The following is a 24653-nucleotide window of genomic DNA, read 5'->3' on the forward strand; positions in this document are numbered from 1 at the left end:
AAAATATGATTGCTTCTTTAAACATTCCGATGTGGCAAGCTTGGAAAGAAGAAGGGGATATTGAAGCGAAGAAGCGGCTTATTGAGCAATATTTGCCGCTTGTTGATTATGTGACCAATCGTATGGCTATTGGCCTGCCTAAAAACGTATCGAAGGATGACCTGGCCAGCAATGGCGTTATGGGATTAATTGATGCGATAGAGAAGTTTGACTATTGTCGGGGGCTGCAATTCGAGACCTATGCTTCCTGGCGCATTCGCGGCGCAATTATTGACGGTCTCCGTCAAGGCGACTGGGTACCGCGGTCCGTGAGAGAGAAAGCGAAAAAAGTGGAAGAGGCTTATCAAAAGCTGGAACAACAGTATTTACGCTCAGTTTCCGATGCTGAAATTAGCAATTATCTGAACATAACGGAAAAGGAGTTTACAACGATGCTTCAAGAGATTGCAGTAACGACTGTATGTTCGCTTGAGGATCCTCTTCGAGAGGAAGAATCGGAAACAAGACTTTCTCTGCTCGTGGATGAACGGGCAAAAAATCCTGACCATAAAGTCCATGAAGTATATTTGAAAGATTCACTAGTTAATGGAATAGAGAAGCTGACGGAGAAGGAACGTATCGTCGTTTCCCTTTTTTATTATGAAGAGCTGTCTTTAAGTGAGATTGCAGAAGTGATGTCGCTCTCGCCGTCACGGATTTCCCAGCTCCATTCCAAAGCTATTTTACGTCTTAGAGGAGCTTTATCCAAGCATAAAGATCAACTAATGCAGTACTAGAGTGGAGGCATGAAATGGAAGGTCAATTATTGGATACCATTATGAGCGTTCAAATATCAGCCGATAAAATGTCAGCATTTTTGACATTTAAACGTTTGACGGATGATTTCGAATGCTCGCTTGAACAATTAGAGCAGTTTGTGCAAAGTAGTGGAGTGAACGAAGGGATTATACCCGGCGTCCTTCAAAACATTTGTTACAATCCGCTCGCTTTTTATAAAGAGCAAACTTTAATTGCTGAAGGAAAGCCTGCTGAAGTTGGCAAGGACGGTTTTGTTCAGTTTATTTACGATATGAAAAACAAGGAACGACGCCCTGCCGAAAATGAGGATGGCACCGTAGATTTTAAGGAAATGACGCAGTTGAAAAATGTGACGCGTGGTCAGCTGATTGCTGAACTGGTAGCCCCTGCTGCTGGAGAGCCGGGTATAACGGTAACCGGAGTTGAGGTAGCTTCTAAAGAAGGCAAGGCAGCGCGTTTTAAAATAGGAAAAAATGTTGTGCTGAACAATGAGCAAACTGCCATGTATGCGGCGCTGGACGGACTCATTACGATGACGGATAAGGATAAAATCAATGTATTTCCTATTTACGAGGTAAATGGCGACGTAGATTATAAAATAGGAAATATTGATTTTGTCGGTACCGTAGTCATCCGCGGGAATGTGCTTAGCGGCTTCCGCATCAAATCTGCGGGGGATATTCGCATTATAGGCGGTGTTGAGGGCGCCGATTTGGACGCTGAAGGCTCAATTGAAATATCAGGCGGCATTATGGCGGGAAACAAAGGTTTTGTCAAAGCCGGTAAAAATGTGAAATGTTCCTTTATTCAGGACGGCAATGTTATTGCTGGCGATGATGTGCTCGTGTCGCAAAGTATTATGCATTCGAATGTTCGCGCTGGTAAAAACGTCGTTTGCTCAGGGGCTAAGGGACTAATGGTTGGCGGGACCATTCAAGCAGGCGAACGGGTTAAGGCTCGCACAATCGGGAATACAATGTCTACCGCTACAGTAGTTGAAGTAGGTGTAAAGCCGGAGCATCGCTCGGAGCTGCTGGAATTGCGCACAAAGCTCAAACAACACAATGAGAGCATGGATAAGGCGGATAAAGCGCTTGTGATTTTGGATCAATTGGCTGCGATTGGGCAACTGACCGATGACAAAATGGCCATGCGCATCAAGCTGAGCGCGACTAAAAGGCAGTCGATGACCGAAGTCGAGCAGTTCCGCGAGCGAATTTTGGATATTGAGCGTACGCTGGAAGATAGCGACCAAGCTGGAGTTGACGTCAATAACACGATTTATGGCGGAATCAAAATTGTAATTGGCCGATATACGAAATATATTAAAGACCCGCTGCAGCGTGTTTCCTTTCAATATTTAGATGGAGACATCTCGCAGGTTAGTTACCGTTCGTAAAAACTTGAGCAAGCTGACCCAAGAGGGAGGTAATCAAGATGGCTTTCAAACCTATTGATTTGCAAATATCGGTTCCTCGCACACCGGAATCCAGCGGACTTCAAGGGCAGATGAATCATAAGCCGTTGTCGGATCAGACGAAGCTTGCCGAGCAGCAAGCTGCCCAGACCGAGCTAGTTCGCCACAAGAATACGGAAGTAGAGCATTCCGTAGGCCTGAACGTTCGTCAGGATCAAGAATCAAGCAAGCAATCAGATGAACGCAAGGGCAAACACAAAAAACAGGATGGGCAGGATAAGCATGAAGAAAGCCATCCCCCTGTGCATCCCTATAAGGGACATCATGTAGATATTTCGCTTTAAAGGCAGGTGGGAGCAATCATGTCTAACTGGCAATACATAGTTTTGCTTGGCGCAGTAGTCGTTGTTTTTGGGTTGCTTTTACCTAGAAGGAAACAACCTGCAGCTGCTCAAGTCGTCAATAATATGGAAGTTTCGCTGGAACAGTTTATGGAGAACATGGAGCAGGACAATCGGGAGCTTACTGCACTTATCGTGCAATCGCAAGAGGAAGCACGTACTAAGGCGCAGCGCAGCGAGGCGCGTTTAGCGGACCTGGAGCGTAAATACAGCGCTTTGGAGCAGCTTCTGGAGCAGCAGAAGAATTCAGCAGTGTCAATGCCAACTGCTTGGGTACAGCCTGTTAAGGCTGCTGCCGCCGTTCCCCATGTTCCTGCGGTATTGATCGACGAGCCTGAGGAGCTAGAAGAGCCAGCACCGCCAGCGAAGCAAACGATCCAGCAGCGCTATCCAGATTTGTTTGAGTTTCATCAGCAAGGCAAGTCTATTGAGGCTATTGCTAAAAAATTGAACATGAACAAGGGCGAGGTTCAGCTTATCCTTCAGCTTGCGAAGCAGGAGGAGGGGGCCCGTGTTTAAAAATCGCTTGTTTTTAACCGGGCTTGGCATTGGCATTATTATCGGCGCATTATTGCTCCAAATGATGATAATTGGCGAATCCAGCCAGCAAAAGCTCAGTAACCGCGACAACGCAGGTACAGAGCAAGGGGAAAAGATATATTCGCAAAGTGAAGTCGACGCCATTCTTGAAGCGCAGCGGGCAACGAGCAGCCTACAAGAAGAAAGCGAAGCAACAGCTGCGCCTTCGCCAGCTGCATCACCTAAACCAACGCCAGTTGAAAGCGCTGCTCCGCTAGCCACCGCCACAGCTTCTCCAAAACAGGCGGCACCGCCAGCGGAGCATTCTTCAACTGCTGCGGACACGGGGGAGCATACCATTCGCAAAATGGTTCGTATTCAGGCAGGAACGAATTTGACCGCGGCGTCTGAGCTGCTGGCCAAGGAACAGCTTATTACCGATAAAACGGCATTTATCCGCAAAATGAAGCAAGAAAAGAAACTGGTTCGCGCCGGTTATTTTTTATTTACAGGAACCCCTTCGCTTGCGGAAGTTATTACAACCATTACGACGCAGCCAATGACGCCAGAGGAAGTAAAAGCGTTTAAACCACAATAAAATGGCGCAATGCGGTAAATTTCGGCTAGAGATTGTTGCGTATGGCATGCAATTATGGTATATTAATTGACGGTGTTAAAAACACACGCTGATTAATTTCGTTAACGGTGCTTCTGCTTAGGTGGAAGTTTTAGCGAAAGATGACGTCGGCGGAGGGCACTACAAAAAAACCATTATCAGGAGGTGTTGAAGAAATGGCGGTTATTTCCATGAAACAGCTACTTGAAGCTGGGGTACACTTCGGTCATCAGACTCGTCGTTGGAACCCGAAGATGGATCGTTATATCTTCACTGAAAGAAACGGAATTTACATTATCGATTTGCAAAAAACAGTTAAAAAAGTTGACGAGGCTTATAACTTCGTTCGCTCGATCGCTGCAGAGGGCGGCACTATGCTGTTCGTCGGCACGAAGAAGCAAGCTCAAGATTCCGTTAAGGAAGAAGCTGAGCGTTGCGGCAACTTCTACATCAACCAACGTTGGCTCGGCGGTACGCTGACTAACTTCCAAACGATTCAAAAACGTATCGACCGTTTGAAAACTTTGGAGAAATGGGAAGAGGACGGCACTTTCGAAGTTCTTCCTAAGAAAGAAGTTATTATTCTTCGCAAAGAAAAAGACCGTTTGGAAAAATTCCTCGGCGGCATCAAAGGCATGAAATCGTTGCCTAGCGCTTTGTTCATCATCGATCCTCGTAAAGAGCGTATCGCTGTTGCTGAAGCACGCAAACTTGGAATTCCTATCGTAGGTATCGTTGATACAAACTGCGATCCAGACGAAATTGACTATGTCATTCCTGGTAATGATGATGCAATTCGTGCAGTTAAATTGCTTACTTCTAAGATGGCTGATGCAATTGTTGAAGCTAACCAAGGTGAGCAAACAACTGCTTAATTCAATAAACGTAAGCTATTAGGCGAAGGGCGGTCAGAAGGTGAAAGCCTCTCACCGCCCTTTTCTCACGAATACCCAAATAAATAAATCGAAACCTTCAGGAGGGCTCAAAATGGCAGTTAGTGCGAGCGCAGTAAAAGAACTTCGCGAAAGAACAGGAGCAGGAATGCTCGATTGTAAAAAAGCTTTGGATCATACAGACAATGATATCACGAAAGCGATTGAATTCCTTCGTGAAAAAGGCCTTGCAGCAGCAGCTAACAAAGCTGGCCGTATCGCAACAGAAGGCGTTGTTGAATCCTACATCCACGCTGGCGGTCGTATTGGCGTTCTAGTTGAAGTTAACTGTGAAACAGACTTCGTTGCTAAAACAGACCAATTCCGCGAGTTTGCAAGAGATATCGCGATGCAAATCGCTGCAGCAAACCCTAAATTCGTTCGTCGCGAAGAAGTTCCTGGCGATGAGCTTGAAAAAGAACGCGAAATTTTGCGTGCACAAGCCCTTAACGAAGGCAAGCCTGAGAAAATCGTTGATAAAATGGTTGAAGGCCGTATTTCCAAATACTATGAAGAATATTGCTTGCTTGAGCAAACGTTCATCAAAAACCCAGACCAAACGATTTCCGAGCTTCTTAACGATAAAATCAACAAAATTGGTGAAAACATTTCAATCCGTCGTTTCGTTCGTTATGAGCTGGGCGAAGGTCTTGAGAAAAAAGTTGATAACTTCGTAGAAGAAGTTATGTCGCAAGCTAAACTGTAAACCGATCGCAAAGGCGGGGCGGGGCGTCCGCCTCGCCTGCTTTCGTAAGCGGAGAAACTTTATATTTTGATAACCGGATGCAATCTAAGAGCTTTAGATTCATTCATGGAGGTAAGCAACGTTGGAAAAACCCGTGTTTAAACGTATAGTATTAAAAGTTAGCGGCGAATCGTTGGCAGGAAATAACGGCTACGGTATTGAGGCTTCGATAATTGCTTCTATTGCAGAGCAAGTAAAGGAAGTTGTAGCATTCGGTGTTGAAGTTGCCATTGTTGTAGGCGGCGGTAATATTTGGCGCGGAATTGCAGGAACTGCTAAAGGGATTGATCGCGCAACGGCGGATTACATGGGGATGCTGGCTACAGTTATGAATTCTCTTGCTCTACAGGATGCATTGGAACAAATTGAAGTGCCAACCCGCGTACAATCCTCGATTGCTATGCAGCAAATCGCTGAGCCGTACATTAGACGTCGTGCTATTCGCCACTTGGAAAAGGGACGCGTCGTTATTTTTGCTGCTGGCACAGGCAATCCGTTTTTCTCAACAGACACGACAGCTGCTTTGCGTGCTGCTGAGATTGAAGCTGAAGTCATTTTGATGGCTAAAAATAAAGTGGATGGCGTATACTCTGCTGACCCATTCAAAGATCCAACTGCAGTTAAGTTCGAAGAGCTTACTTACATGGAAGTTTTAAATAAAAATCTGGGTGTTATGGATGCGACAGCATCTTCGCTATGCATGGACAACAATATTCCGCTCGTTGTATTTGCAATTACCGAGCAGGATAACATTAAGAGAGTCGTGCTGGGCGAGAAAATTGGCACCATTGTGAGAGGAAGTGCGAAATAATGCCTCAAGCTATTAAGAAAAATGCCGAAGAGCGTATGGAGAAAGCAATCGGTGCGCTGCGCCGCGATTTGGCCAGTCTGCGTGCAGGCCGCGCATCAGCGTCTTTGCTTGATCGTGTGCAAGTTGAATATTACGGTGCAATGACACCAGTGGCACAACTGGCTAACGTAAATACGCCGGACTCCCGTACGCTGATGATTCAGCCGTGGGATAAAACATCTCTTGCAGCTATTGAAAAAGCGATTATGAAATCGGATCTGGGTTTAACGCCAGCTAATGACGGCTCAATGATTCGCATTTCGATTCCGCCGCTTACCGAAGAGCGTCGCACCGATCTTGTCAAAATGACGAAAAGATTCGGTGAAGAAGCGAAGGTCGCTGTCCGCAACATCCGTCGCGATGCGAATGATGATGTGAAAAAGCTGGAGAAAACGGATATTTCAGAAGATGAGTCCCGTCGTCATCAAGATGACATTCAAAAGCTGACAGATCGTTTTATAGTTGAAGTAGATAAAGTATTGGTAGCTAAAGAAAAAGAAATTATGGAAGTATAATTTCGCTAAAGCCCCTCCGTTAGGTGGGGTTTGGTTTAAATATAAGGCTTTATTTTGTATAATGCCTTATATATCAACGCGAAACGCAAGCTGCCTTCTATTTGGCAGGCGGCAGTCGTTTACGCTTGTTAAATCCGGGTTGGAGGAACGAAGATGATCAGTCGACTTTGGGCTAAATTTAGCAAATCGTCCCCACGTCCGGCAGCACCGCCACAATTAGACAATGTGCCTAAACATGTTGCCGTTATTATGGATGGAAACGGGCGTTGGGCCAAAGACCGTGGATTACCGCGAATAGCGGGTCATCATTCCGGGATGAAAGCGGTCAGACGCATTACGATGGCAGCAGACAGGCTCGGCGTTAAATATTTAACGCTTTATGCTTTTTCGACGGAAAACTGGAAAAGGCCTAAAGATGAAGTTGATTTTTTAATGAAGCTCCCTCAGCAATTTTTGGAAATTGAAATAGATGATTTAATGGAGAAAAATGTTCAGGTTCGCGTCATGGGGCACAGGGAGGACCTACCTTCCTTTACCATTAAAGCGTTGGACGAAGCAATGAGCAAGACCGCAAATAATACGGGACTCGTACTTACTTTTGCGCTAAACTATGGCAGCCGCAAGGAAATGCTTGAAGCGATCAAGGAGATCGCAGCGGATGTGCAAGAAGGACGGCTCACCTGTGACCAAATAGATGATCATGTGATGAGTTCCCATTTACTGACCCGCGACCTTCCAGATCCTGATCTGCTGATTCGCACAAGCGGAGAATTGCGTTTGAGCAATTTTATGCTCTGGCAGCTTGCCTACAGCGAAATGTGGTTTACAGACGTCTATTGGCCTGAATTTTCGGAGACCCATTTGGAAGAAGCGATTGAGGAGTATGGGCGGCGCGCACGGCGATATGGCGGACTATAAGCTTCGATAACGGAGTGTGACCTATACATTGAAACAGCGAATAGTGACGGGAGTAGTAGCAGGCGCATTTTTTATTGCGCTTGCAGTAGCGGGAAGCTGGCTATATGCCGCTTTGCTCGTATTGCTCGCGATGGTAGGCTTTACTGAATATGTCAAGATGAACGGCCAAGCTTGGGCTCATCCGGCTTCATTGCTCGGATACGCGGGTGTGCTGTTTTTTGTGCTACCATGGAACCTGATTGGGGTAGAAACGCCATCCTTCATGTTTGTAACATGGGTGCTGGCATTCCTGCTGCTTGCTTTAACGGTTTTGACCAAAAACAAAACAACGATAGACCATGCGGCACTTATGCTGCTTGGTGCACTGTACGTTGGCCTGGGTTTTGGAGCGATGAATACGGTAAGACAGATGGACGATCATGGCTTGTTTTGGACATTTTTGCTTCTTGGCTGCATATGGTCCTCAGACATTGGCGCCTATTTTGCGGGGAAGGCTTTTGGCAAAAACAAGCTCTGGCCGTCCATTAGTCCAAATAAAACGATTGAGGGGGCGCTCGGAGGCGTTGTGCTGTCGCTTGTTGTGGCGGCTATCGGCGCATTTTTATTCCCCGACTTCATCGTATTTGGCAAGGCGCTTCTTATTGGGCTGCTTGCCGCTGTAGCTGGTCAGTTTGGTGATTTGATTCAGTCGGCTTACAAACGAGTACGTGATATAAAAGATACAGGAAATGTACTGCCTGGTCATGGCGGCGTTTTGGATCGTTGCGACAGCTGGATTATCGTTTTTCCATTGATCGTGCTCTCCGGACTGCTTCCTTTATAATTTGTAAAACAGGCAAAAAGCACATGTATAATCCGAGTGTCAGAGGAGATTGAGATGAAAAAAATAACGATTCTTGGATCAACAGGCTCCATTGGCACGCAAACGCTGGATGTTATTGCAAACGACCCGGAGCGTTTTCAGGTTGTCGGCTTATCGGCGGGCAGCAATACGGACCTGCTTATTTCGCAGGCAATCCGCTTCAAGCCATCCATCGTTTGCTTGTCAACGAAGGAAGCGGCTGAAGCGGTAGCCTCTTCGCTGCCTGCGGGAACTCGGGTCATTTATGGCGAGCAGGGCTTGATTGAGCTTGCTGGAGCAACAGAGGCTGATATCGTCGTTACGGCGCTTGTGGGCAGCAGAGGACTCCCTGCGACGCTTGCAGCAATTGAAGCTGGCAAAACGATTGGCCTTGCGAACAAGGAAACGCTCGTAACAGCGGGTCATATCGTGATGGAGAGAGCTAGGAAAAAGGGTGTGCCGATCATACCGATCGACAGCGAGCATTCGGCTATTTTTCAATGCTTGAATGGAGAAGATCGCAGATCGCTAAACCAGCTTACACTGACGGCCTCAGGCGGCTCATTCCGCGATCGCACGCGCGAGCAATTGAAAGGCGTTACTGTGGCGGAAGCGCTGAATCATCCTAACTGGTCCATGGGGGCCAAAATCACAATCGATTCTGCCACAATGGCCAATAAAGGGCTGGAAGTCATTGAAGCCCACTGGCTGTTTGATGTTACATATGATCAAATTCATGTTCTTGTTCATCCAGAGAGTATTATTCACTCTTATGTGGAGTTTACTGACCATAGCGTAATTGCGCAGCTGGGGCTTCCCGATATGCGTGTGCCGATTCAATATGCGCTGACATATCCGCATCGCCATCCAACGCCTACAGGCCGGCTTGATTTGGCGGCGATTGGCAAGCTTCATTTTCGAGAGATGGACTTTGAACGTTATCCGTGCCTGCGTCTTGCCTTCGAATGCGGCAAAGCGGGACAATCAGCGCCAACGGTATATAATGCGGCAAATGAAGTAGCGGTGGCGCGGTTTCTTGCTGGCGAAATCGAATTTTTGGATATTGAGCGCACGATTGAGGAAGTGCTTTCTCGCCATCCTGTAACGGTGGTCGATACGCTCGAAGCTATCGCTGAAGTCGACAGCTGGGCGCGTCAAATGGCTGCTACTGTGTAACTTGCGCTTCGCCTCGCGGTTCTCTTGTAACGGGTAGGAGAATAATGATAATCTATGTACAGGCCGTTACGAACAGGAGGCTCTATATGGAGACGATTCAGATTGTTTTATTAACCGTGCTCGTGTTTTTCGTGATTGTGACGATCCATGAATGGGGCCACTATTATTTTGCCAAACGAGCAGGAATATTGGTCAGGGAATTTGCCATCGGTTTTGGACCTAAGCTCATTTCCATTAAACGCGGTGAAACGCGATTTACCATTCGCCTTGTTCCGGCAGGTGGCTTCGTCCGCATGGCAGGCGAGGATCCGGAAATTGTAGACGTGGCCTCTGGGCAGACGATTGCGATTAAGCTTAAAGACGATAAGGTGACGAGACTGTACCTGGACCGTCTAGATGAGCGCAGCGGCGTCATTCGTGGTGAAGTGACTCAGATAGACTTGGAACGGGATTTGTTCGTTACGCTCGATATTGAGGGCGAGAAGGAACGTTTTTCCTTGCATCCACAAGCCTTGATGATTACCAAAGGCAAAGAAACGCAAATTGCGCCGCTGGACAGACAGTTTGGCAGCAAATCGGTAGCAGCGCGGGCGCGGGCTATTTTTGCAGGTCCGTTTATGAATTTTGTGCTGGCGTTTGTATTGTGTGGCGCTTATATTCAACTCGCAGGTACTCCGGAAAATTTACTTGTTGATTCGATTAGCAAGGGGATGCCGGCTGAAAAGGCCCAATTGCAAAGCGGCGACATGATTCAAGCGATTAATGGTACGCCGATTGGTACGGATTATGATAAAATGATTGAGATTATTGGCGGCTCGCCTGGCGTGCCGATCCAAATGGACATTGTGCGCGGCGGCGTAGCGCAGAAGATAGAGCTGACGCCAGCTTCGGATGACAAAGGAGTCGGTAAAGTCGGCATCACTGCTACTTACAAGACGCGCACGGCAACCATTACAGAAACGGTAACGGGTGCGGGTAAGCTGATGAAGCAGATGACCATTATTATTTTCGAAGGTCTTAAAAAGCTCGTAACCGGTGATTTTAAACTGGATGATTTAGGCGGGCCTGTGCGTACTGCAGAGGTGACAAGCCAAATTGCCAAGCAGGGAATCGCCGAATTGACGCGATGGACCGCCATGCTGAGCTTGTATTTGGGGATTTTCAACCTGTTGCCCATTCCAGCACTGGATGGAAGCAGACTTATTTTTCTCGGGCTGGAGGCGCTGCGCGGCAGACCGATTGACCCGAACCGGGAAAGCATGGTTCATTTCGTCGGCTTTGCGCTCATTATGCTGCTGATGCTGGTAGTAACCTATAACGATATTTTGCGATTGGTGCGAGGGGAGTCTTAATCTTTTATGTCTAAGGATAAAAAATTTGTTTCGGAAATTACGCCGCAAAGCGAGGATTTCTCGAAATGGTATATTGATGTCATCAAAAAAGCCGAGCTTATGGATTATTCGCCAGTGCGCGGATGTATTATTTTTCGCCCGGAAGGTTATGAGCTATGGGAAAATATTCAACGTGACCTGGACCGCCGTTTTAAAGAAACCGGCCATCGCAATGCGTATTTCCCGCTCTTTATTCCAGAAAGCTTTTTCCAGAAGGAAAAGGAGCATGTCGAGGGCTTTAATCCTGAGCTTCCTTGGGTAACGGAAGCAGCAGGCGAGAAGCTTGAGGAGCGCCTTGCTATTCGTCCAACCTCGGAGACGATGTTCGGGCATATGTATGCGAAATGGATTCAATCGTACCGAGATCTGCCGCTGCTTATTAACCAATGGGCGAATGTTGTCCGCTGGGAGAAACGGACACTTCCGTTCCTGCGTACAAGCGAGTTTTTATGGCAGGAAGGCCATACGGCGCATGAAAATGAAGAGGAAGCGCGTCAGGAAACGATGCAAATGCTGGGCATTTACCGTGACTTCGTCGAGGAGTTTTTGGCCATTCCGGTTGTCGTAGGCCAAAAGACGCCTTCGGAGCGTTTTGCTGGCGCGGTAGATACGTATTCCATTGAAGCGATGATGAAGGATGGCCGTGCCGTACAGGCGGGAACCTCTCATTACTTGGGAACGAAATTTGCGGTAGCGTTTGACATTAAATATTTGGATCGTGAAAATCAGCTGCAATTTGCCCACACGACTTCATGGGGTGTGAGTACTCGTCTCATTGGTGCGATGATCATGGTGCATGGTGACGATCGTGGTCTTGCTTTGCCGCCTAAAGTGGCTCCAACACAAGTGATTATGATCCCAATTGGACCAGCAAAAACACGCGACCAAGTTGTTGGCCGAGTAGATGAGCTGTATGCCGAGCTTAAAAAAGCGGGCGTTCGCGTCAAGGTCGATGACCGTTCCGACGTAAGCCCAGGTTGGAAGTTCAATGAATATGAAATGCGCGGCATTCCGCTTCGTCTTGAGCTGGGGCCACGTGATATGGAAAATGGACAAGTTGTACTCGTATCCCGCATTAGCGGCGAAAAGAAGGTAGTCGAGCAGGCTAATCTTGTCGCTGAAGTAGAGGCGATGCTAGTGCAGATCCATAATGAGATGTTTGAGAAAGCGAAGCAGTTCCGCGAGGATCATTTCTATTCGGTAGATACGCTGGATGAAATGAAGGCATCGCAAGAGGAGCAGCGCGGCTTTGTGCTTGCGGGCTGGTGTGGTTCGGACGCATGCGAGAAGCAGGTCAAGGAAGAGACGGGCGCCACAAGCCGCAACATTCCTTTCGAGCCTGCCGAGAAAAAGAGTACATGCCTCGTTTGTGGCGATGCCGCCGAGCATACGGTCGTTTTCGCTCGCGCTTACTAGAAAGAGTATTATATTTTATGGTTCTGTATTGTGTTTTAATGTGTTATGCTAATTTCAAAGCAATTTCAAGGCAGGGAAATGGAATCAACCATTTCCCTGCTTCTATGAGAAGTGCTGGTTTAGCGAGCGCTTATACAACGGTTTTTGCGGTGGGGAGAGCGAGGTTTAGGGGGCAAGTGGAGTGAAAGGTTTGAGCTGGAGAAGCGTTCGCGTTCGCTTTTGCTTTCGGATTTCAACCGCTGATGCGGCTTGATGTTGAAGAAATCCGAAAGCAATGGCGATCGTAAGCCAAACCTTTCACGTAGCGTTGATCCCCCTTAACCGAGCCGATCCATATCTCTCGCTATACAATACCGAAAATAAGCCAGCGAGCGTTAGGAGTGGATAAATTCATGAGCCAAACCGACAATAAAAGGCAGCGCTTTGAGCTGCTGCTGCAGCAGTCGGAATTACCGCAGGAAATGATACAATCCTTTTTTCAGGATGGTTATATAGATCAGGTTGTAGTCGCTAAAAACAACCGCAAGTGGACGTTTTGCATTCGCAAAACGTCTTTGGTTCCTTATAAGGCCTATAGTGGACTATGCCAGGCGGTCAAGCAAAAGTTTGCCCATATTGCCGATACCACTTTCCAATTTATATACGATGAACAGCTTTCTTCAGAGGAGCTTGCGAGCGAATATTGGCCGCTTTTCAAAGAGTGGGCGCAGAAGGAAATTGCTTCGGTCAATGGTTGGCTGCTCAAAGCCACGATTACGACAGAAGGCGATGTTATTACGCTGCTGATGCTCGATGAAATGGGGCTTGAGCTGGCACGCAAAAAGCGGATGGACGAAGAAATCACTCGATTTTACGAGCAGCAATTTAGCCGCAGCTATAAAGTAAAGCTTGCCGTTGGCGAAGCAAAAGCAGAGGTTTACGAAGAGTTTGAGCAGCGGCGGGTAGCCGAAGAACGCGAGGTCATTCAGCAAATTATGGCCAGCGCGGCAGCTGAGGAATTGGGCGATGACGGCGAGCCGCCAGCAAAGCTAGCGGTTGGATATGACATTCGCGAAGAACCGGTTCCGTTGATGAACATTCGCGAGGAAGAGAAGAAAATAACGGTGCAAGGCGCTGTTTTCGGACTAGATAAGAAGGAGCTGCGCAATGGAAGCACGCTCTTTACCTTCAACCTGACCGATTTCTCTGATTCCTTGTCACTAAAAATGTTCGCCAAAACAAAAGATGATGTCAAGGTGCTAGATCTATTGTCCAACGGCAAATGGGTGAAGGCGCGAGGCAGAGTCGAATACGACCGCTTTATGCAGGAACCCGAGCTTGTCATGATGCCGAATGATTTGCATGAGGTACATGCGCCAGCGGAGCGCAAAGACAATGCGGAGGAAAAGCGGGTAGAGTTCCATCTGCATACGACGATGAGCGCGATGGATGCGGTGGCTCCCATTGACGCTTATGTAAAGATGGCAGCCAAATGGGGACATAAAGCAATGGCGGTCACTGATCACAGCAATGTGCAATGTTACCCGGAAGCAGCGAAAGCAGCGAAAAAGAACGGCATTCAGCTATTATTCGGCCTAGAGGCTAACGTGGTAAATGATGCAGTCCCGATGGTGCTTAATTCGCGGGAGCAGCCGCTTGCTGGCTCCGAATATATCGTTTTCGATATCGAGACGACGGGACTTTCGGTCATTAACAATAAAATTATTGAGCTAGCGGGCGTGAAGATGAAAGATGGCAAAGAAATAGCGACATTCGCTACCTTCATTAATCCGCATGAGAAAATTCCTTATCATATTCAGCAATTGACTAATATTAACGATGAAATGGTGCAGGATGCGCCGGAGCTTGCACCGAAGCTGCGCGAATTTATTGAATTTATTGGCGATACTGTACTCGTTGCCCATAACGCCCGCTTTGATATTGGGTTTTTGCAAGCTAACTGCAAATCGCTTGGACTGCCAGAGATTAAAAACCCGGTCCTTGATACGTTGGAGCTGGCGAGATTTCTACATCCAAGCTTGAAAAACCATCGCCTTAATACGCTGTCGGCTAAATACAAAATCAGTCTGGAAAACCATCACCGGGCGATTGATGACTCCATCGCCTTGGGCGGCGTATTATTCGGCTTGATTGGCGATGCGGCAGAACGTAATGTGACAGGCCTTCATCAATTAAATGATTATGTCGGTATCGATTTATCGAACAGCCGCCCTTTTCACTGCTGTATTTATGCACTGAACGCGGTCGGCAAGAAAAATTTATATAAGCTCGTATCGCTTTCCCATACCAAGCATTTTAAACGGGTAGCAAGCATCCCGAGGACGAAGCTGGTGGAACTGAGAGAAGGACTGCTCGTCATATCCGGCTGTGAAAAAGGCGAGTTTTACGAAACGGTGCTGAATAAATCCTATGAGGAAGCAGTAGAAGTCGCGCGGTTTTATGATGTGCTGGAAATTCAGCCGATTGATTTTTACATGCATTTAGTGGACAAAGGTCTCGTTGGCAGCCGTGCAGAAATTGAGCAAGCACACCGTCGTGTGTGCCAAATTGCCGATGAGCTGGGCAAGCCGGTTATTGCAACAGGCAATGTCCATTATTTAAACCCGAGGGATAAGCTGTTCCGTGACATTGCTATTCATGGCATAACGGGCTTTAGCCCGCTCAAGGATATGCGCAAGCCAGATGCCCATTTCCGTACAACCGATGAAATGCTTAAGGAATTTGCATTCCTTGGAGACGCCCGGGCGTATGAGGTTGTTGTGACCAATACGGTGCAGCTCGCAGAACGCTTTGAGCCGTTTGACCTGTTCCCGCCAGAGCTGTTTACGCCGATTATGGAGGGAGCGGAGGAGGAAATCCGTACCACCTGCTACAATACAGCAAAAGGATTTTATGGCGAGGATTTGCCGCAAGTCGTCATAGACCGTCTGGAGAAAGAGCTCGTGCCGATTATCAAATTCGGATTTGCCGCGAACTATTTAATTTCCGAGCGGTTGGTGAAAAAATCGAATGAGGATGGTTATTTGGTCGGTTCCAGGGGCTCGGTTGGTTCCTCCGTCGTAGCTACGTTTCTCGGCATATCCGAGGTTAACCCGCTGCCAGCGCATTATATGTGCAAAAATCCAGCGTGCAAGCATAGCGAGTGGTTTCTCGATGGCAGCATACCAAGCGGTTTTGACCTTCCCGACAAAATTTGTCCAAAATGCGGAGAGCCGCTAAAGGGTGAAGGTCAGGACATTCCGTTCGAAACGTTCCTTGGCTTCAAAGGCGATAAAGTACCTGATATCGATCTTAACTTCTCTGGCGAATACCAGCCGATTGCCCATAATTACACGAAGATCATGTTTGGGGAAAAAGCGGTATTCCGGGCCGGGACGATTGGTACGGTAGCGGAGAAAACGGGCTTTGGCTTTGCCAAGAAATATGAAGAAGCGAACGGTAAAAAATGGCGCGGCGCCGAGCTGTCCAGACTGGCTGCCGGCGTAACGGGCGTCAAGCGCAGCACGGGCCAGCATCCGGGCGGAATCGTCGTTGTGCCGGATTATATTGAGGTAGAGGATGTCACACCTGTTCAATATCCGGCCGATGACGTAAATGCGGAATGGAAAACGACCCATTTTGACTATCATGCCTTTGAGACCAATTTGCTCAAGCTCGATATACTCGGACACGATGATCCGACAATGATGCGCATGCTTCAGGATTTGACTGAGGTTGATCCAACAACGATTCCAATGAACGATTCTAAAGTGATGAGCATGTTCAACTCGACCAAAGCGCTTGATGTTTCTCCAGAGAAAATTCGCACGCCTGTCGCGACCTACGGTGTTCCAGAGATGGGGACGAAGTTCGTTCGGCAAATGCTGCAGGAGACGCAGCCGTCTTCTTTTGCCGATTTGCTGCAGATTTCCGGCTTGTCGCACGGAACCGGCGTTTGGCTAGGCAATGCGCAGGAGCTCATTAAGAAGGGAACCTGCAATATCAAAACCGTTATCGGCTGCCGGGATGATATTATGCTTTATTTAATTTACAAGGCGGGCATGGATGCGGGTCTAGCCTTTAAAATTACCGAGAGCGTGCGTAAGGGCAAGGGGCTTTCCGACGAATGGATCGAAGAGATGAAACGCTGCAAGGTGCCGCAGTGGTACATTGACTCTTGCCTGCGCATTGAGTATATGTTTCCGAAGGCGCATGCCGCGGCCTATGTTATTTCGGCGGTGCGCACAGCCTACTTCAAGCTGTATTATCCGATTGCTTATTATGCGACTTACTTTACCGTTCGCGCCGAGGATTTCGACCTTGAAATTTTGTGCCAAGGTTATGATGCAATCAAACGCAAGCTGATTGAAATTGAAGAAAAAGGCTTTGCGGCGCTGCCTAAGGAGAAAGCGAGCATCTCGCTGCTCGAGATGGCCCTTGAGATGACAGCGCGCGGGTTTTCTTTTAAACCGATTGATTTGTACCGTTCGGATGCAACAAAATTCCAAGTCGATGGCGATTCGCTCGTGCCTCCGTTTGCGGCGATTCCGGGCATTGGAGAAAATGCAGCACGCAATATAGCGGCTTCCCGCAACGATGGCGAGTACTTGTCGATTGAGGATTTCCAGCAAAGGTCGAAGGCAAGTAAAACGATTGTTGAGGTGCTAAACGGGATGGGCTGCTTCCGCGGATTGCCGGAATCAAACCAGCTGTCGCTGTTCTAAAACGTGGTATATCGGCATTTGTACAGCATTTCAACTTGAAAAGTTTTCTTGTCACTACTTATGCGGTTATGTTATAATTTTCGTGGCAATGATGTTGATAAGCGTTTGATGCAGAAGAGTGGGGAAACCCACTCTTTACGTTTTGTTTTCGGGTCTTTAAGGGTCTGAAAGGCCAAATCAATCGTTTGGACCGAACGGGAGGTAGCAGCAATTTGAGCATTTCCAAAATCAAAACCGACGTGGAAGAAATGGTTACACCGTTTCTAAGCGAAAATGGATTTGAACTTGTTGATATTGAGTACGTCAAGGAAGGAAGCAACTTCTTCCTCCGGGTTTCAGTAGACAAGGAAGGCGGCATTGATATTGACGAATGCGGCCGTATTAGCGAATTTTTGAGTGAACAGCTGGACAAGAACGATCCGGTAACGGATGCTTATTTTCTAGAAGTGTCGTCGCCTGGCGCCGAAAGGCCGCTTAAGAAAGCCGAAGATGTGCGCAAAGCCGTCGGCAAGCACGTATACATCACAACCTATGAGCCGATTAACGCATCCAAGGAATTTGAAGGCGACCTTATTTCGTTCGATGGAGAAGAGCTTGTGGTCAAAGTCGGCAAGAAAGAGCATGCCATTCCTTATGCTAAAGTGGCAGGAGCACGCCTCGCTATCGTTTTTTAAACAACGTTTGTTATTATTGAAGGGGGGACTAGAGTTCCAATGAGCATGGATTTTATTGAAGCATTATCGGAAATAGAGAGGGATAAAGGGATAGCCAAAGAAGTGCTGATTGATGCGATCGAAGCAGCGCTGATTTCAAGCTACAAGCGGAACTTTAACGCTGCGCAAAATGTGCGTGTCGATATTAACCGCTACACGGGTGTTATTAAAGTATATGCCCGCAAGACGGTGACGGACGAAGTGCTTGATCCCCGTTTGGAAATTACAGTAGAAGCGGCGCGTGAAGTGAATCCGCATTACCAGCTGGATGATGTGGCGGATATTGAAGTAACGCCTCGTGATTTTGGCCGTATTGCAGCACAAACTGCGAAGCAGGTCGTGACGCAGCGCATTCGTGAGGCAGAGCGTGGCCTGATCTACAATGCTTTTATCGACAAAGAAGAGGATATTGTGAATGGTATCGTGCAGCGCCAGGACGTTCGCAACCTGTTTATCGATTTGGGCAAAGTAGAAGCAGTTATGCCGCTTACAGAGCTGATGCCGACTGACAAATTCAAGCACGGAGACCGCGTGAAATCGTATATTACGAAAGTGGAAAATACGACCAAGGGTCCGCAAATTATTTTGTCCCGTACGCATCCAGGTCTGCTTAAACGTTTATTTGAGCTAGAAGTTCCGGAAATTTACGATGGAGTCGTTGAGATTCGCTCGGTTGCGCGCGAAGCTGGCTTCCGTTCGAAAATTGCCGTTTTCTCGCGCAATGACGAGGTTGACGCTGTAGGCTCATGCGTAGGTCCGAAGGGTATGCGTGTACAAACGATTGTTGGCGAGCTGAAAGGCGAGAAGATCGATATCGTTTGCTGGTCTGAAAATGTCGAGGAATACGTTGCGAACGCGCTTAGCCCATCTAAAGTGCTTGAAGTTATCGTATTTGAGCAGGAAAAAATGGCTCGTGTCATCGTGCCGGATTACCAGCTTTCGCTTGCAATCGGGATTAAAGGGCAAAACGCTCGTCTAGCGGCGAAGCTGACTGGCTGGAAAATCGACATTAAGAGTGAATCGCAAGCTGAGCAGGAGTACGGTCGTCAGAAAACGATGACGGCAGTTATGCCGCAAGATTCGGTTTCCATTGATCTGGCTTAACTAATATATCGGCTGCGTTCATCAACGGGTAAAGGGGGGATGTGCGATGAGACCGAGAAAAGTGCCGCTGCGCAAATGCGTAGCCTGCCAGGAAATGAAACCGAAGAAAGAGCTTATTCGGGTCGTTAGAACGCCTGATGAGGAGATTCTAATTGATCTTACTGGCAAAAAAGCCGGTCGGGGCGCCTATTTGTGTGGGAAAGTCAGCTGCTTTAAGCTGGCCAAAAAGACAAAAGCACTGGATCGAGCTTTGAAGCAACCTGTTGGTGTAGCCATTTACGACCAGCTTGAACAGGATTTCATTGCGGTAGAGGAAGAGTTTCTGGCAGAAAAGGAGCGGGTAAGCGATGAAGATGAATAAAGGCTTGTCCTCGCTCGGCATGGCCATGCGAGCTGGAAAATTGGTTACTGGCGATGAAATTGTGCTCAAGGCGGTACGTAAGGGAGAGGTGCATCTCGTCATTATTGCGGGTGACGCATCTCCAAATACGAAAAAAAAGTTTCAAGATAAATGCAGCACCTATGGGGTAGAGCTCGCCGAAGCGTTCGACCGCGATCAACTTGGAAAAGCTATAGGAAAGCTGGACCGAGTCGTACTGGCGGTAACTGACGCAAAGTTCGGTAAAATGATTGCGGGTCATCTGAATCAAAATTCGGAGGTGGATCATATTGAACAAACCACAGGACAGCAAGGACAATAAAGATAAGCTGCGTGTATACGAATATGCGAAATCCCTCAGTATGAGCAGTAAAGAAATTATAACGATTCTTAAACGGCTAGATATGCCCGTTAACAACCATATGAGTGTGATGGAAAACGAAATGGTTAATAAAGTGGAAGGCTTCTTCCGCGATATTAAAGCTAACGCAGCAGCGAAGCGGGCGAAAGAATCAAGCGGAGCAACCGTATCTTCTACTTCGCAGGCGCCATCTAAGCCTGCTCAGCCGAAGCAGCAACCAGTATCACAGCAAGAAGCCATTAAACCGGAGCTTGAAGCTTCCGCATTAAACAATAAAAAAATTACGCAAGATAGACAGGAGCCTATGAATTCTATTAAAACGACAACGCAAAACAACCAACAGCAACGTCCGTCCCAATCGTCCCCAAGCAGCAACAACAGGTCCGCAGCGCCTAGCGGCAGCCGTCCAGCGCAAGGTTCTGGCCAATCGCAAAGCAGCAGCCGTCCTAGTCAAGGCGGTCAAACGCAAAATAGCCGTCCAAGCCAAGGTGGACAATCGCAAAACAGCCGTCCTAGTCAAGGATCAGGCCAAGGCAACCGTCCAAGCAGTGGCGGCCCATCGCGTCCACCAGCTTCACAAGGAGCTAATCGTCCATCTGGAACAGGTCCGTCCCGTCCGGCAGGCGATGCTTCGAGAAGCACAAGCGGCAATTCGAATAACAAGCCAGGCGCAAGAAAACCAGGTGCAAACCAAGGACAAAAACGGTTTGAAGATGGCAGACCAGGCGGTTTTGGCCGTAACAATAACAATAATCGCGGTGGCAGAGGACGCAACCAGCGCAATCAGCCGCAAGTATTCCGTGAGAAAATCGACAATACGCCTAAAAAAATCATCGTACGCGGTACGTTGACTGTTGGCGAATTGGCGAAATTGCTTCATAAAGATGCTTCGGAAGTTATTAAAAAGCTGATCGTTCTTGGCGTAATGGCTACCATTAACCAAGAAATCGACATGGATGCGATCCTTCTGCTTGCCGGTGAATATGGCGTTGAAGTAGAAGTGAAGATTCCGGTTGAAGAGGATACGTTCGAAACGGTAGAAGAAACGGATGAAGAAGCTGATTTGCTGCCTCGCCCTCCGGTTGTAACGATCATGGGTCACGTTGACCATGGTAAAACAACATTGCTCGATGCGATTCGCAAAACGAATGTAACGGGCGGAGAAGCTGGCGGTATTACCCAGCACATTGGTGCTTACCAAATCGAAGCTAACCATAAAAAGATTACGTTCCTCGATACACCTGGTCACGAAGCGTTTACGCTCATGCGTGCCCGTGGTGCACAAGTAACGGATATTACAATTATCGTTGTTGCAGCCGATGATGGCGTTATGCCGCAAACGGTAGAGGCAGTCAACCATGCGAAGGCAGCAGGCGTTCCAATTATCGTTGCGGTTAACAAAATCGATAAGCCAGATGCTGATGCAGATAAAATCAAGCAAGCTTTGACCGAGTATGAGCTGGTTCCGGAAGAGTGGGGCGGAGATACAATCTTCGTTAACGTTTCAGCGAAACAGCGTATTGGTCTGGAAGAACTGCTCGATATGATTTTGCTTGTAGCTGAAGTCAATGATTTCAAAGCTAACCCTGACAAGCGTGCACGCGGTACAGTCATTGAGGCTGAACTCGATAAAGGTAAAGGTCCAGTTGCTCGTGTACTCGTACAGCATGGTACGCTCAAAATCGGAGATGCTTTCGTGGCGGGCAACTGCTTCGGCCGTATCCGGGCTATGGTTAATGACAAGGGCCGTCGCTTAAAAGAAGCTGGACCTTCAACACCAGTCGAAATTACTGGTTTGACAGAGGTTCCACTTGCTGGCGATCCGTTCATGGTGTTTGAAGACGAGCGTAAAGCGAGAGCAATCGCTGATCGCCGTGCGATTAAGCACCGTCAATCCGAGCTTGGCGCGAACTCCCGCGTAACGCTTGACGATTTGTATAAGCATATTAAAGATGGCGAGATCAAGGATCTCAACGTTATTATTAAATCCGACGTTCAAGGTTCGGCAGAGGCGCTGAAAGGCTCGCTCGCGAAAATTGATATCGAAGGCGTACGTGTCAAAATCATTCATAGCGGTGTAGGTGCGATTACCGAATCGGATATCAACCTGGCTTCTGCTTCGAATGCGATCGTTGTCGGCTTTAACGTTCGTCCGGAGCCGCAGGCTGATCAGGCCGCGCAGCAGGAGAAAGTTGATGTTCGTATGCACCGCGTTATTTATAACGTAATTGAAGAGATTGAACAAGCGATGAAAGGGATGCTTGATCCTATCTTCAAAGAGGTAATTATTGGCCATGCTGAAGTCCGCAACGTATTTAAAGTAAGCAAAGTCGGAGCAATCGCTGGTTCCATGATTACTTCTGGTAAAATTACTCGTTCTTCTGAAGCGCGGATCGTTCGCGGCGGCATCGTTGTTTTCGAAGGTAAAATCGATACGCTCAAACGCTTCAAGGATGATGTCAAGGAAGTTGCTCAAGGCTACGAGTGCGGAATTACGCTTGAGCGGTTTAGCGACTTCAAAGAAGGGGATATTATTGAAGCCTTCGTAATGGAGTCAGTAGAGAGGTGAATAAAGCATGGCTAAAATTCGTGTAGGTCGGGTAGGCGAGCAGATTAAAAAAGAGCTCAGCCAAATTATCCAGACAGAAATTAAAGATCCACGCGTCGGTTTTATTACAGTGACTGGCGTTGAAACGAGTAATGATTTGTCCCAAGCCAAAGTATATTTAAGCGTGCTGGGCAGCGAAGAGCAAAAGGAAGAAACGCTCAAAGCAATCGGTCGTGCAACAGGCTTTATCCGTTCTGAGCTTGGCAAGCGGATGCGTTTGCGCCATACGCCAGTGCTGATCTTTAAATTCGACAGCAGCATTGAGTATGGAAGCAGGATTGAAGGAATCCTCGAGGAAATTAATGGGGAGAACAAAGGATCATGACGGCAGCTGCATCCTATTTGCAGCAGTTGGATGATGCACTTGCTTTTATGCGCGGTGGAGACGACTTTTTGGTCGTCTCCCACGTGCAGCCAGATGGCGATGCCATTAGTTCGACGGTCGTCGTCGGTTGGCTGCTGGAGAAACTTGGGAAAAAATCTACGCTGATTAACGAAAGTGAGCTGCCCTCAAGGCTTGCTCATTTGCGCTCATTCGATACGATTATTAATTATGCGAAAGTACAGCCAACACAATCGTATGCTCGCGTTATTGCGGTCGATTGCGCTGATTATCGCCGGATGGGCAAAGTAGAGAGCTTGTTTGCTCCGGGAGTGGAACTGCTCAATATTGATCATCATCCGACTAATGACGGCTTTGGTACGGTTCAATTGATTCGTCCGAATGCAGCAGCTACGGTTGAGATTTTATATGATTTAATTGAACGTGCGGGCATTTCCATTGATTTGGAATGCGCGACGGCTATATATACAGGGCTCATTACAGATACTGGCGGTTTCCGCTACTCCAATACGACACCACATGTGATGAATATTGCTTCCCGCATGCTGTCGATTGGTGTACCGGGTCACAAACTGGCCGATCTGCTGCTCGAAAAAATGACGATGTCAAAGCTAAAGCTTCTGCAGCGCTGCCTTAGCAGACTTACTTTTAGCGATAATCAGCAAATTGGCTGGCTATATGTCAATAAGGATGATTTTGCTGAGACAGGTGCGGTATCGGAAGATATGGAAGGCATCGTCAATTATGCACTGAATATTGACGGCGTAGAAGTCGGCATTATGTTTAAAGAGACGGAAGATGGCGGAGTGAAAGCCAGCTTGAGATCAGCAGGGACGGCGGATGTTGCCGCGATTGCCCAATCTTTTGGCGGCGGCGGACATGTCCGCGCTGCTGGCTGTCGTATTGATGCGCCGCTTCAAGAAGCAATCGCCCAGTTGGTCGATGCGGTCAGAAAGGCGTTGAGCTAACAGATGGACGGTATAATCGCAGTATGGAAGCCTGCCGGCTGGACCTCGCATGATGTCGTAGCCAAGGTGCGAAGACTGCTGAAGATGAAGCGTATCGGTCACACGGGAACGCTGGACCCGATGGTAACAGGTGTTCTGCCACTATGTCTCGGCCGGGCTACACGTGTAGTCGAATATGTACAGGAGCGTCCCAAGGCTTATGAAGCTGTTATCCAGCTGGGCATTGCAACGGATACAGAGGATTTGACAGGTTCGGTTACGCAGGAGCAAACAGGTGTGCAGGTAACACGTGAAGATATTATTCGCGTGCTGCGCGGCTTCGTTGGCGTTATCGAACAAGTTCCGCCGATGTTCTCTGCTGTAAAGGTAGATGGAAAACGGTTGTATGAACTGGCACGTGAAGGCAAGACTGTAGAGCGCAAAGCGCGGCAAGTAACGATTCATCAAATTGAGCTGCTCGATCTGGAGCTTGATTTGGAGTTTCCGCGTTTTTCATTTTCGGTTGTCTGCTCCAAAGGAACGTATATCCGCACATTATGTGTAGATATCGGCCAGGCGCTAGGCGTTCCAGCGGCGATGGCGGAGCTTACCCGGACGATGTCCGGAGGTTTTACGAAGGAGCAATGCGTAAGCCTAGAGCAGATTGAAGCTCTTGGCACGGAGGGGATTGGGCCGTTTATTTTGCCTGCTGAGCTGGGTATCCAGCATTTGCCTCGCGCTACGGTCGATGCTCATTCGGCCTCGCTTGCCCTGAAAGGACAGAAGCTCCCGCTTCGTTTGCTTGCTGAAGAGCTAGAAACGGACCAGCCGATACGTCTTTTTGATGAAAATGAATTGTTTATTGGTATTTTCGAGGCCGATTATGCTTTATCGGTACTCACGCCTATCAAGGTATTCTCGTAACTGGGCTTATACTTGGTTATCGGAAAGTCATATAGG

23 protein-coding genes are annotated in these 24653 nt (G+C 47.9%); all 23 read left to right on the forward strand.

The features are described from left to right. Nucleotides 1-5 precede the first annotated feature (5 nt). Nucleotides 6-776 (forward strand): FliA/WhiG family RNA polymerase sigma factor, encoded by a 771-nt coding sequence (locus tag MHB80_RS12855; RefSeq protein ID WP_341282497.1) that lies wholly within the window; start codon nucleotides 6-8, stop codon nucleotides 774-776. Nucleotides 777-790: 14 nt separating this feature from the next. Then, nucleotides 791-2197, forward strand: coding sequence for a FapA family protein (locus tag MHB80_RS12860; protein ID WP_341282498.1), 1407 nt, complete (start codon nucleotides 791-793; stop codon nucleotides 2195-2197). A 38-nt stretch (nucleotides 2198-2235) separates the two neighbouring features. Then, the gene (locus tag MHB80_RS12865; protein WP_341282499.1) at nucleotides 2236-2559 is read left to right on the forward strand and encodes a hypothetical protein; all 324 of its coding nucleotides are present in this window, start codon (nucleotides 2236-2238) and stop codon (nucleotides 2557-2559) included. Between the two features lie 18 nt (nucleotides 2560-2577). Further along, complete coding sequence (locus MHB80_RS12870; RefSeq protein WP_341282500.1) at nucleotides 2578-3135, forward strand: hypothetical protein; 558 nt, start codon at nucleotides 2578-2580, stop codon at nucleotides 3133-3135. Then, the gene (locus MHB80_RS12875) at nucleotides 3128-3733 is read left to right on the forward strand and encodes a hypothetical protein (protein WP_341282501.1); all 606 of its coding nucleotides are present in this window, start codon (nucleotides 3128-3130) and stop codon (nucleotides 3731-3733) included. Before MHB80_RS12870 ends, MHB80_RS12875 begins: the two co-directional genes overlap by 8 nt. Before the next feature lie 194 nt (nucleotides 3734-3927). Then, complete coding sequence (gene rpsB / locus MHB80_RS12880; protein WP_046230742.1) at nucleotides 3928-4626, forward strand: 30S ribosomal protein S2; 699 nt, start codon at nucleotides 3928-3930, stop codon at nucleotides 4624-4626. 112 nt (nucleotides 4627-4738) lie between these two features. Further along, a complete protein-coding gene (tsf, locus tag MHB80_RS12885) occupies nucleotides 4739-5389 on the forward strand; it encodes a translation elongation factor Ts (RefSeq protein ID WP_056038172.1) in 651 nt (216 codons plus the stop codon). Between the two features lie 121 nt (nucleotides 5390-5510). Continuing rightward, on the forward strand, nucleotides 5511-6239 hold the full coding sequence (pyrH, locus tag MHB80_RS12890; RefSeq protein WP_341282502.1) for a UMP kinase: 729 nt from the start codon (nucleotides 5511-5513) through the stop codon (nucleotides 6237-6239). After that, nucleotides 6239-6793 carry a ribosome recycling factor gene (gene frr / locus MHB80_RS12895; protein WP_046230745.1) on the forward strand — a complete coding sequence of 185 codons (555 nt, stop codon included), beginning with the start codon at nucleotides 6239-6241 and terminating at the stop codon, nucleotides 6791-6793. Before pyrH ends, frr begins: the two co-directional genes overlap by 1 nt. A gap of 153 nt (nucleotides 6794-6946) precedes the next feature. Next, nucleotides 6947-7711, forward strand: coding sequence for an isoprenyl transferase (locus MHB80_RS12900; RefSeq protein ID WP_341282503.1), 765 nt, complete (start codon nucleotides 6947-6949; stop codon nucleotides 7709-7711). Nucleotides 7712-7739: 28 nt separating this feature from the next. Next, complete coding sequence (locus tag MHB80_RS12905) at nucleotides 7740-8534, forward strand: phosphatidate cytidylyltransferase (RefSeq protein WP_341282504.1); 795 nt, start codon at nucleotides 7740-7742, stop codon at nucleotides 8532-8534. Nucleotides 8535-8588: 54 nt separating this feature from the next. Continuing rightward, nucleotides 8589-9728: a 1-deoxy-D-xylulose-5-phosphate reductoisomerase gene (locus MHB80_RS12910; protein ID WP_341282505.1), complete on the forward strand. Its 1140-nt coding sequence runs from the start codon at nucleotides 8589-8591 to the stop codon at nucleotides 9726-9728. Nucleotides 9729-9814: 86 nt separating this feature from the next. Further along, on the forward strand, nucleotides 9815-11080 hold the full coding sequence (gene rseP, locus MHB80_RS12915) for an RIP metalloprotease RseP (RefSeq protein ID WP_341282506.1): 1266 nt from the start codon (nucleotides 9815-9817) through the stop codon (nucleotides 11078-11080). A gap of 6 nt (nucleotides 11081-11086) precedes the next feature. Continuing rightward, nucleotides 11087-12535, forward strand: a complete 1449-nt coding sequence (gene proS, locus MHB80_RS12920; RefSeq protein WP_341282507.1) for a proline--tRNA ligase — start codon at nucleotides 11087-11089, stop codon at nucleotides 12533-12535. A gap of 392 nt (nucleotides 12536-12927) precedes the next feature. After that, on the forward strand, nucleotides 12928-17238 hold the full coding sequence (locus tag MHB80_RS12925; RefSeq protein ID WP_341282508.1) for a PolC-type DNA polymerase III: 4311 nt from the start codon (nucleotides 12928-12930) through the stop codon (nucleotides 17236-17238). 212 nt (nucleotides 17239-17450) lie between these two features. After that, on the forward strand, nucleotides 17451-17912 hold the full coding sequence (rimP, locus tag MHB80_RS12930; protein WP_341282509.1) for a ribosome maturation factor RimP: 462 nt from the start codon (nucleotides 17451-17453) through the stop codon (nucleotides 17910-17912). Nucleotides 17913-17951: 39 nt separating this feature from the next. After that, nucleotides 17952-19055, forward strand: a complete 1104-nt coding sequence (gene nusA, locus MHB80_RS12935; RefSeq protein WP_341282510.1) for a transcription termination factor NusA — start codon at nucleotides 17952-17954, stop codon at nucleotides 19053-19055. Nucleotides 19056-19101: 46 nt separating this feature from the next. Next, nucleotides 19102-19416, forward strand: coding sequence for a YlxR family protein (locus MHB80_RS12940; RefSeq protein WP_046230754.1), 315 nt, complete (start codon nucleotides 19102-19104; stop codon nucleotides 19414-19416). Further along, entirely contained in the window at nucleotides 19409-19756 is a 348-nt protein-coding gene (locus MHB80_RS12945; protein WP_056039066.1) for a ribosomal L7Ae/L30e/S12e/Gadd45 family protein, read from the forward strand. The genes MHB80_RS12940 and MHB80_RS12945 overlap by 8 nt, the downstream gene beginning before the upstream one ends. Next, complete coding sequence (gene infB, locus MHB80_RS12950; protein ID WP_341282511.1) at nucleotides 19725-22364, forward strand: translation initiation factor IF-2; 2640 nt, start codon at nucleotides 19725-19727, stop codon at nucleotides 22362-22364. Before MHB80_RS12945 ends, infB begins: the two co-directional genes overlap by 32 nt. Nucleotides 22365-22371: 7 nt before the next feature. Next, nucleotides 22372-22728, forward strand: a complete 357-nt coding sequence (gene rbfA, locus MHB80_RS12955) for a 30S ribosome-binding factor RbfA (RefSeq protein ID WP_046230756.1) — start codon at nucleotides 22372-22374, stop codon at nucleotides 22726-22728. Beyond that, nucleotides 22725-23714, forward strand: a complete 990-nt coding sequence (locus MHB80_RS12960) for a bifunctional oligoribonuclease/PAP phosphatase NrnA (protein WP_341282512.1) — start codon at nucleotides 22725-22727, stop codon at nucleotides 23712-23714. The genes rbfA and MHB80_RS12960 overlap by 4 nt, the downstream gene beginning before the upstream one ends. A 3-nt stretch (nucleotides 23715-23717) precedes the next feature. Continuing rightward, the gene (gene truB, locus MHB80_RS12965) at nucleotides 23718-24617 is read left to right on the forward strand and encodes a tRNA pseudouridine(55) synthase TruB (protein ID WP_341282513.1); all 900 of its coding nucleotides are present in this window, start codon (nucleotides 23718-23720) and stop codon (nucleotides 24615-24617) included. Nucleotides 24618-24653: the final 36 nt, after the last annotated feature.

The sequence above is a fragment of the Paenibacillus sp. FSL H8-0537 genome (assembly GCF_038051995.1).
Lineage (GTDB): Bacteria > Bacillota > Bacilli > Paenibacillales > Paenibacillaceae > Pristimantibacillus.